Origin of the sequence: Microbacterium bandirmense (genome assembly GCF_037204185.1) — a bacterium.
Classification (GTDB): domain Bacteria; phylum Actinomycetota; class Actinomycetes; order Actinomycetales; family Microbacteriaceae; genus Microbacterium; species Microbacterium bandirmense.
Genome location: NZ_JBBDGM010000010.1, coordinates 97551 through 104754, shown reverse-complemented (window position 1 = coordinate 104754; position 7204 = coordinate 97551). Strand labels below are relative to the sequence as shown.

At 70.0% G+C, this 7204-nt stretch carries 6 protein-coding genes and 1 pseudogene; 4 read left to right on the top strand and 3 right to left on the bottom strand.

The genetic code is table 11. The features are described from left to right. Nucleotides 1-12 precede the first annotated feature (12 nt). Nucleotides 13-1800, bottom strand: coding sequence for a protein kinase domain-containing protein (locus WDU99_RS12530; protein WP_337332797.1), 1788 nt, complete (start codon nt 1798-1800; stop codon nt 13-15). A gap of 150 nt (nt 1801-1950) precedes the next feature. After that, nucleotides 1951-2658 (bottom strand): Pr6Pr family membrane protein, encoded by a 708-nt coding sequence (locus WDU99_RS12525; RefSeq protein WP_337332796.1) that lies wholly within the window; start codon nt 2656-2658, stop codon nt 1951-1953. Between the two features lie 111 nt (nt 2659-2769). On the opposite strand from WDU99_RS12525, the gene WDU99_RS12520 reads away from it, so the two are divergent. The 3 genes and pseudogenes from WDU99_RS12520 to WDU99_RS12510 all read left to right on the top strand — a co-directional run bounded on the left by WDU99_RS12520 (nt 2770) and on the right by WDU99_RS12510 (nt 5141). Beyond that, nucleotides 2770-4056 carry an adenylosuccinate synthase gene (locus tag WDU99_RS12520; RefSeq protein WP_337332795.1) on the top strand — a complete coding sequence of 429 codons (1287 nt, stop codon included), beginning with the start codon at nt 2770-2772 and terminating at the stop codon, nt 4054-4056. Between the two features lie 42 nt (nt 4057-4098). Then, a pseudogene (locus WDU99_RS12515) lies at nt 4099-4383 on the top strand (beta-propeller fold lactonase family protein); the annotation flags it as partial. Between the two features lie 194 nt (nt 4384-4577). Then, complete coding sequence (locus WDU99_RS12510) at nt 4578-5141, top strand: lactonase family protein (protein WP_474199790.1); 564 nt, start codon at nt 4578-4580, stop codon at nt 5139-5141. Between the two features lie 6 nt (nt 5142-5147). On the opposite strand, the gene soxR is transcribed toward WDU99_RS12510, so the two are convergent. Continuing rightward, complete coding sequence (gene soxR / locus WDU99_RS12505) at nt 5148-5624, bottom strand: redox-sensitive transcriptional activator SoxR (protein WP_337332794.1); 477 nt, start codon at nt 5622-5624, stop codon at nt 5148-5150. A gap of 53 nt (nt 5625-5677) precedes the next feature. Between soxR and WDU99_RS12500 the strand changes: the two genes are divergently transcribed. Continuing rightward, entirely contained in the window at nt 5678-7114 is a 1437-nt protein-coding gene (locus WDU99_RS12500) for an MFS transporter (RefSeq protein WP_337332793.1), read from the top strand. Nucleotides 7115-7204: the final 90 nt, after the last annotated feature.

Here is a 7204-nt window from a genome sequence, read left to right as displayed (position 1 = left end):
TGCGCTGCGGCGTCAGCTCGTGCAGGCCTGCGGGCTCGACCCCGCCGCGACCGTGCCGTCCTTCATGCCGTAGCCGGCGACGGCGAAGCACGTCTTCGCGTCAGGATTCAGACCCTCGACCGTGTACTCGGCGGCGGATCCGGGGAGGTTCGCGAGCACGACCGGTGATTCGCCCTCGATCACCTGCACCACCGCGATGGAGGTGACCGTGCCGGGTGGCAGCGCCCAGGTCAGCAGCGCCGAGGTGCCGCGATCGGTGACGACGAGGTCCTGGGGGGCGAAATCCGGCTCCGAGACCGTCGGCTGCGTGCCGTCGTCCTCGGGCGGAGCCGAGGCAGAGGGCACTGTCTGCTCGGCCGGAGGCGCGGGAGGCGTGTCGTCGGGAGCCTCGCGTGAGAGGAAGAAGACGACGGCGCCGACGATCGCACCGGCGATGAGCATGCCGCCCAGGAACAGCACCGTTCTGCGCCAGGTGCGTCCTGCGCCGGCCGTGACGTCTCGATCCGCGGGGGCCTGGTCGGGGTCGGCGTCCGGGATCAGGGTTCCGGTCGCATCGTCGTCAGCGCCCGCCGGACGCACCAGGCTGGGCTGGTCGAGATCCGCGAGCGCCGATCGTGCGACCGGCGCCGAGTCGGCGGCCGGTCGCGTCGTGCTCGCGTCGCCATCGGGGTGGATGCCGGATGCTGCGCCATCGCTCACCGGCGGCGGTGGGGTCTCCGTCGCAGACTGTCGGGAGTCATCGTCCTCGGCGGGCTTCGTGATGGCCGGGGCGCTCGCGTCAGCATCCGAAGTCGTGCTCGCGCCAGCATTCGACGCCTTCGCCGTGATCATCGTCGCGGCCGGAGCGCCCTCGGGAACGGGCGCGGGCGTGGCCCCGCCCGTGGCATCCGGCTCCCAGCTGCGCCCCTCGGTGCGCAGCCCGCGCAGGATCGCGAGGGCCTGCGCGGCCGTCGCGATGCGATCCTCCCGCGCGGGGGCGAGGGCACGGTCGATGAACTCGCGCAGCCCGTCGGGCAGATTGTCGCGGCGCAGCGGACGCCGCTCGTTCAGCCGCACCCGGCGCAGATAGGTCAGGGCGCTGTCGTCATCGGGGTCGTCGCCCGCGAACGGCGCGCGACCGTCGAGCAGGGTGAACAGCGTCGAGCCCAGCGACCAGACGTCGTCGGCCTCGGTCGGCATCAGCCCGTCGAGCACCTGCGGCGACGCATGCCGGTACGAGAATCTCTCGAGGGACGCCGTGCGATCGGCATCCATCTGCCGGGCGATGCCGAAGTCGCTGAGCACGAACGACGTCGGCAGCACCAGGATGTTCTGCGGCTTCACATCGCGGTGCAGCACACCTGCCCGATGCGCGAACGCCAGGGCATCCGCCACCGCCGTTCCCGCCTCCACCACCTCGGAAGCCGAGAGCGGACCATGCGCCTGCAGGCGATCGTGCAGCGAGCCGAGATCGTGGAAGTCCATCACCAGGCAGAGTTCGCCGGTGGTCGCCGTCGTCGTGTCGAGCACGGTGACGATGTGCGGATGCTGCCGCCCGAGGCGCACCGTGATCTCGACCTCGCGACGGAAGCGCTCGGCCATCGACGGATCCGAGATCCGCACCACCTTGATGGCCACCTCGCGATCGAGCGAGATCTGGCGGGCGTGATAGACGATCGAGTCTCCGCCCTGAGCCAACTCGACCAGGTCGGTGTAGCCGGGCACCTCGATGGCCGGCTGCGGTCGTGTGCCGCTGGGGGCCGGCCCGCGCGACTCGGGCACGCTCGTCGTCGGGCGCGGTGCCCAGTCCTCATCCGACAAGAGCGTCCCCCTCTGACGTGTCTCCGATTGAGGATAGGCCACACCGGGGCCTTGACTGCGTCGGCATCCGCTGCAGTTTCCTGCAACCGCCGCATCGTTCGATGGCGCAGATGCAGGAAACTGGCGCGGACGCGGTCGGCAGCAGAGTCGTCAGCGGGTCAGTACGCGATCGGGGAGGGATGCCGCACGACGACGTCCCACCCAGACGACGCCCGCGCCGACGGCCAGGATGACCGCGGCGATCCCCGCGATGTACGCGATGACCACGGGGTACCCGCCCTGCAGGTGCGGATCGAGGAATGGATACGGATACCACCAGGGGTTCCCGGTGGCCGGCCCGGTGATGAGGTTCGCGCGCAGCAGCGTGTACGCCGCCCACACGATGGGGAACGCGGCGATCACGGCGACGGCGCGGTACGAGAGCGGACGTCGGTGCGGTGCCAGCAGCACGTCGGCGAGCATCACCAGCGGGATGATGACGTGCAGCGTCTCATTGGTCCAGACATCCGAGATGCCGGCGATCGGGATGTTCCGCAGCAGCAGGTTGTACACGATGCCGGTGACGATCATGTAGGTCGCGGCGCACGCGAACAGCGTCGACAGCCAGGCCGGCTCGGGTCTGCGGTCGTGGCGATGCCGCAGCATCCACACCGCGCCGATCACCAGCGTCACTGCCGCGATCAGGTTCGACAGCACGGTGAAGTAGCTGAAGAAGTTCGTGACCACCGTCGGAAGGTGCGACGCCCACTCGGTCTTGGCGGATCGCGCGTTGCCGATCGCCAGCGAGAGCTGCCGGATCAGCGCGGCGAAACCCAGCACCGCAGCAGCGAGTCGCAGATAGGGCCACCAGCTCGTCATGGCAGAACTCTAGTGAATCCGACCCGCCCGGTAGTATGGAGCCGCCCGTTCGGGCCAGCTCATCTGCCGGTGCAAACCCGGCGACAGCGTGCAGTACCAGGGGGTTCACCCATGCCAGGAATCGTGATCGTCGGCGTCCAGTGGGGCGATGAGGGCAAGGGCAAGGCGACAGACCTGCTCGGCGAACGCACCGATTGGGTCGTCAAGTTCAACGGCGGCAACAACGCCGGTCACACGGTCGTGATCGGTGATGAGAAGTACGCGCTGCACCTGCTTCCCTCGGGCATCCTCAGCCCCGGCGTCAATGCCGTCATCGGAAACGGCGTCGTCGTCGACCTCGAGGTGCTCTTCGAAGAGCTCGACGCCCTGCAGGCCCGTGGGGTCGACACCTCGCGCCTGCGGGTCAGCGCCAACGCGCACGTGATCACGGCCTACCACCGCACGCTCGACAAGGTCACCGAGCGGTTCCTCGGCAAGCGCCGCATCGGCACCACCGGCCGCGGCATCGGCCCCGCCTACGCCGACAAGATCAACCGCGTCGGCATCCGCGTGCAGGACCTGTTCGACGAGAACATCCTGCGCCAGAAGGTCGAGGGCGCCCTCGACCAGAAGAACCACCTGCTGGTGAAGGTCTTCAACCGCCGCTCGATCACGGTCGACGAGATCGTCGACGACCTGCTGTCGTACACCGAGCGGCTGCGTCCGATGGTGGCCGACACCGGCCACCTGATCGACGAGGCTCTGGAGCGGGGCGACGTCGTCGTGTTCGAAGCCGGCCAGGCCACCCTGCTCGACGTCGACCACGGCACCTACCCGTTCGTCACCTCGTCCACCGCGACCGCCGCCGGAGCGGCATCCGGCTCGGGCGTGGGGCCGGGGCGCCTCGACCGCATCGTCGGCATCGTCAAGGCGTACACGACGCGTGTCGGATCGGGGCCGTTCCCGACCGAGCTCGACGACGACATGGGCGAGTGGCTGCGCAAGACCGGCGGCGAGTACGGCACGACCACCGGACGCGAGCGCCGCACCGGCTGGTACGACGCCCCGATCACCCGCTACGCGACCCGCGTGAACGGCATCACCGACCTCGTGCTGACCAAGCTCGACGTGCTCACCGGTCTCAAGGAGATCCCGGTGTGCGTCGCCTACGACGTCGATGGCGAGCGGTTCGACGACGTACCGGTCAACCAGACCGACTTCCACCACGCGAAGCCGATCTATGAGCACTTCGCCGGCTGGACCGAGGACATCTCGAAGGCCCGCACCTTCGAGGACCTGCCGCAGAACGCGCAGGACTACGTGCTCGCCCTCGAGAAGATGAGCAACACCCGCATCTCGGTGATCGGCGTCGGACCCGCCCGCGACGAGGCCATCGTCCGCCACGACCTCGTCGACTGATCCGACGTGACGCGGTTCTGGGTCGGCGGCTACGGCGCCGATATGGAGGGGGATGCCGAGGGCATCGGCTTCCTGTCGGTCGATGAAGGTCGCGGACCGGCGACGCTGCGCTATCGGGGCGTCGCGGCGCCCGCCGTGTCGCCGTCGTGGCTCGCGCAGCATCCGACCCTCGACGTGGTCTACGCGGCGCTGGAAGGCGCCGGCGAGGTGCAGGCCTTCGCGCGGTCGGGCGAGGCGCAACTGCATCCGCTTGGCCCGGCGCTCGCAGCAGGAGACGCCGTCTGCCACCTCGCCGTGTCGCCGGACGGTCGGATGCTGGTCGCCAGCTGCTACGGCGATGGGCGCGTGATCGGCTACGGCATCGCCCCGGACGGCCGGCTCGTGGCATCCGCCCCCGACAAGGCCGCCGCGCTGCGCGCCGCCCTCTTCGGGACCGCCCCGGGGACCGCCTCGGGCGAATACGATCTGGGGGGTCGGCCCCCGAAGCGTCACGCGGGCGGGTATCACGCGCGCACTCGGCGGTGTTCCTGCCCGACGGGCGCATCGCCACCGCCGACCTCGGGCTCGACCTGGTGCGCATCCGCCGGCGCGACCTCAGCGTCGATCACGACGTCGAACTGCCGCGCGGCACCGGACCGCGCCACATGGTGATGCACCCCAGCGGGCATCTGCACGTGGTGACCGAGTACTCGTGCGAGGTGTTCACCCTGGCATCCGACCGCGAGGGACGCTGGGGACTCGCCTCGGCGACCACCGCCTCGCCGGCCGCGCAGGTCGGCATCGACTTCCCCGCCGAGCTGGCGATGTCGCGCGACGGGGCGACCCTGTACACCGCGCTGCGCGGCAGCAACACGATCGCGGCGCTGCGCGTGCGCGGCGGCGGTGAGGGGCTCGAGCCGCTGGCGCTCGCCGATGCCGGCGTCGACTGGCCGCGCCACCACCTCGTGTACGACGGCACGCTGCTCGTGGCCGGTCAGCGCTCGAGCACCATCAGCGTGGTCGACCTCGACGAGCGCACCGGCGCCCCGCGCGATGTGCGGCACGTGACGGCGGCTCCGACGCCCACCCGCGTCCTGCCCGCCTGAGAAGGGTCACTCGGTCGCACCGGCTCCCGTGCTGAGCCAGCGCCTGGGGCCGGTTCCCTCGCGCCCGAGCACGTCGGCCGGGTTCTGCAGGCTGCACGAGGTCAGGCTGAGACAGCCGCATCCGATGCATCCGTCCAGGTCGCCGCGCAGGTGCTCGAGCTGTCGGATGCGGGCATCGAGCTCGTCGCGCCAGCGCTGCGAGAGGCGTGCCCAGTCCTTCTTGGTCGGGGTGCGCCCCTCGGGCAGCGAGTCGAGCGCGGAGCGGATGTCCTTGAGGGGAATCCCGACGCGCTGCGACACACGGATGAACGCGACGCGGCGCAGGGCATCGCGCCGGTAGCGGCGCTGGTTCCCGTCGGTGCGCTCCGAGATGAGAAGGCCGTTGCGTTCGTAGAAATGCAGAGCGGATGCTGCCACGCCACTGCGCGAGGACAGTTCGCCGATCGTGAGTCTGCGGTTCCTGTCGCCGTCCAGCTGAGGCATCCGCCCCTCCTCTCCTTGACCTCAACCATAGTTGAGGTCTTATGGTCATGCTCATGGCTTCTGAGACCGACACCGCTCCCGGACCGACTCGCGCTCCGTCCGGCATCCTGGTCGGCGAGTACCTGTGGATCACGATCGGCGCGTGCGCGCTGGTGTTCCTCGGCGCGTTCGAATCGCTGGCCGTCACCACCGTGATGCCCGTCGTGAGTGCCGATCTCGGCGGTGAGCGGCTCTACGCGCTCGCCTTCGCGGGGCCGCTGGCCACCGGGGTGATCGGCATGGTCGTCGCGGGGAACTGGTCGGATCGTCGCGGACCGAGTGCTCCGCTGTACACGTCGGTGGCCGCGTTCGTCGTGGGACTGCTCGTCGCCGGGTTCGCGTCGACGATGGAGATCTTCGTGGTCGCCCGGTTCGCGCAGGGGCTCGGCAGCGGAGCGATGACCGTCGCGCTGTACGTCGTCGTCGCCAGGGTCTACCCCAAGGATCGGCTCCCCGCGATCTTCGCCGCCTTCGCGGCCGCGTGGGTCGTGCCGTCGCTGATCGGGCCCACGGTCGCGGGATTCGTGACGGAGCTGCTCAGCTGGCACTGGGTCTTCCTCGGCGTCGTCGTGCTCGTCGTGTTCGCACTGCTCATGGTCGTGCCGGCATTGAAGGGGCTTTCGCGCGAGGGTGACTCCGCGGCCCCGTGGGCGCTTGGACGACTCGGCTGGGCGGTGCTCGCGGCGATCGCCGTCCTGGTGCTGAATCTCACCGGTGATGTTCCCGCGGTGGGGCCGGCGCTCGCCGCGGTCGCCATCGTGATCGCGCTGATCGCCGTGCGGCCGCTGGTACCGAAGGGAGCGCTGCTCGTGCGGCGTGGACTGCCGGCGGTGATCTTCGTCCGCGCCGTGGTGGCGGCGGCGTTCTTCGCGACGCAGATCTACCTTCCGTACCTGCTCGTGGACGAGTACGCGTTCACTCCGACGCTGGCGGGTCTGGTGCTCACCGGCGCCGCGCTGGCATGGTCGACGGCATCGATGGTGCAGGGAAAGCTGGGCATGCGCCTGGCGAGCGAGCGTGCTGTGCTGATCGGGACGGCGCTCGTGCTGTCGGGGGTCGCGGTGGTGCTGGTGGCGACGACGCTGGTGCTCTCGCCCGTCGTGATCTTCGCCGCGTGGGTCTTCGCCGGAGCCGGCATGGGGCTGGCCAGCCCGCGGTTGAGCACGCTGATCCTGTCGATGTCGACGCCCGAGGATCAGGGCTTCAACAGCTCGGCGATGACCGTCGCCGACTCGTTCGGGACGGCTCTCGCCCTGGCCGTGACCGGGGTGCTGTTCGCCGCGCTCTCGGCCGGAGGGTACGGGTTCATCGTCGTGTTCGGCCTCGCGGCTCTGCTCGCGCTGGTGGCCGTGGTGGCGGCGCCGCGTGTTCAGAACTCCGGAAGAACAGGCGACTTTCGTCGCTCAGGGCCGGATTCGGGCGCCGCGGTCGTGAATTCTCCGGAGTTGTGAACACCCGCACGCTCTGAGTCAACCCCGTGACCCTGAGTCAACCCAGTGACCCTGAGTCAACCCCGTGACATCGCCCGGTGCAGCGGCAAG

Excerpts from the sequence above, each read along its gene's own strand:
- WDU99_RS12525 (WP_337332796.1), bottom strand. The coding sequence starts at position 2,658 with ATGACGAGCTGGTGGCCCTATCTGCGACTCGCTGCTGCGGTGCTGGGT.
- WDU99_RS12520 (WP_337332795.1), top strand. The coding sequence starts at position 2,770 with ATGCCAGGAATCGTGATCGTCGGCGTCCAGTGGGGCGATGAGGGCAAG.
- soxR (WP_337332794.1), bottom strand. The coding sequence starts at position 5,624 with ATGCCTCAGCTGGACGGCGACAGGAACCGCAGACTCACGATCGGCGAA.
- WDU99_RS12500 (WP_337332793.1), top strand. The coding sequence starts at position 5,678 with ATGGCTTCTGAGACCGACACCGCTCCCGGACCGACTCGCGCTCCGTCC.